The following is a 1,836-nucleotide window of genomic DNA, read 5'->3' on the forward strand; positions in this document are numbered from 1 at the left end:
ACAGGGAGCCGTCAGAGCTTAAGAGGCAGCACCCGCCGTTTTATTAACGGTGTGTTGAACATTCACTGATGCAATGCTGAGGATGCGAGGAGCGAATTACGGATGACTTGGCTTTATGAACTCCTAGAACCGGCCTCGCCCAGAAACCGTCTGGCGTTGCTTATCGCCGGACTTCGCGTAATCGGCATTTTGGGCTTTGCGCTTCTGACGGGGTACTTCCTCATTCAGAATTCCTACCTCGAAGCGACCATATCGGTAGTAACGGTTTTGGCCTGGATCGCGGCAACAACGGAGGCAATGGATCTGGTGCTCGAACGGTATTCGTAGCTGGCTGGGCCGTCCTGCGCCATCCCCTGGGCCTGCTGATGTGCGCCGACGATTGTATGATTGAGATAAAGACCAGCGCAGCAATTCCAGCGAATACAACGCTAGTGATGGTAGTGTCCAGATTCTTTCGCACATTCGTTCAGGCGACGGCTTCGGTTTGCATGACTTGCGGCTGATAGAGAGGCCGCATGTTCATGTAGCATTTGGCAGACCATGCAGTGCCGGCGATGTAGCGCAACCGCGCGGCTGCCAGGTTGAGGCACGACTGGCCGTCAGGGAATGCTCCAACGACACGGGTTCGGCGGCGAATCTCTTTCATGATCCGTTCGAGCGGATTATTGGTGCGGATCTTCTGCCAGTGGATGTCCGGGAAGGCGTAGTAGGTCAGCGTTTCGGATACGCTGCGCTCGACCAGATCGGCCGCCGTGTTCATTCTGGCGGCACGTAAGTCGTCGACGATCGCACGCGCCTTTCGGTCGGCTGCGTCCCGGCTCTCCTGGGCATGGATGGCCTTGAGCATATGGCTCACCTCGCGGACCTTGGTCGTCGGCACGTGGCTGAAGACGTTCCGATAAAAATGCACCATGCAGCGCTGCCATCGCGCCTCGGGCAGGTACTCGGCCGCGCTCTCCATAAGGCCGCGGCAGGCATCGGAAATGATCAATCGCACGCCCGTGAGACCACGATCGACTAGGTGCCGCAGAAACGCCGACCATCCTGACTTGTCCTCCTTAGCGCCTTCGCAGATCCCAAGAATCTCTCGATAACCCTCGGAGTTGACGGCGCTGGCCACCAGCAGCGAGACGTTGCGGACCTCGCCAGCCCAAGTCCGCTTCATCACGATTCCGTCGAGGTAAAGGTACGGATGCTCCCCTTCGATCCGCCGGTTCCGCCAAGCCTCAATCTTGACGTAGATCTTCTTGTTGAGGTTCGACACCGTGCTCGGGCTTACTCGCGTGCCCCAGAGCGCCTCGGTGATATCCTCCACCCGCCGAACCGAAATCCCCGCCAGATACATCTCGATTAGCGCTTCCTCGACCGAGCTCTCCCGCCGGCGGTAGCGTTCGATGATCGCCGTCTCAAAGGTCTGGCGCCGCAGCTTCGGAACCTTGAGATTGACTCCGCCGGCGCTGGTCTGCAGCGTCCGCTCGTAACTGCCAGCCCGGGTATCTTGCCGAGCCTGGCTGCGCTCATAGCGACCAGCTCCGCAGAGTTGGTCCGCCTCGGCATCCAGCATGGCGTTCAGCGTCTCTTCCACCGTGCCACGGACCATCTCACCGAGATGGTCTCGAATCCGGGCTTCATCGATCTGGATCACCTGACCCATCGGCTTCTCGTCATTCATCGGTTGCTCCTTCTACTTTAGAAGAAGCCGTCAATCCTGAAAGTGCGAAAGATTGTGTACGTTATCTGTCAACTTCCAGTTGGCTGAGGCCCATCTTTGGCTGGGCGCTGGGACGCTGGCCCTGTTGGGGCTCTTACGGTCGCTACGGTTACCGGCCTTCACCG

The 1,836-nt window shown here is 58.7% G+C and carries 2 protein-coding genes; one reads left to right on the plus strand and one right to left on the minus strand.

Features of this window, described 5'->3' with window-relative positions; all coding sequences use genetic code 11:
• Positions 1-102 precede the first annotated feature (102 nt).
• Positions 103-327, plus strand: a complete 225-nt coding sequence (locus tag VMT30_09095) for a hypothetical protein (protein HVQ45085.1) — start codon at positions 103-105, stop codon at positions 325-327.
• A 139-nt stretch (positions 328-466) separates the two neighbouring features.
• Here the strand turns inward: VMT30_09095 and VMT30_09100 are convergent, their stop codons facing one another.
• On the minus strand, positions 467-1,654 hold the full coding sequence (locus VMT30_09100; protein ID HVQ45086.1) for an IS256 family transposase: 1,188 nt from the start codon (positions 1,652-1,654) through the stop codon (positions 467-469).
• Positions 1,655-1,836: the final 182 nt, after the last annotated feature.

This window comes from Candidatus Saccharimonadia bacterium (genome assembly GCA_035544015.1).
GTDB lineage: Bacteria > Patescibacteriota > Saccharimonadia > UBA4664 > UBA4664 > UBA5169.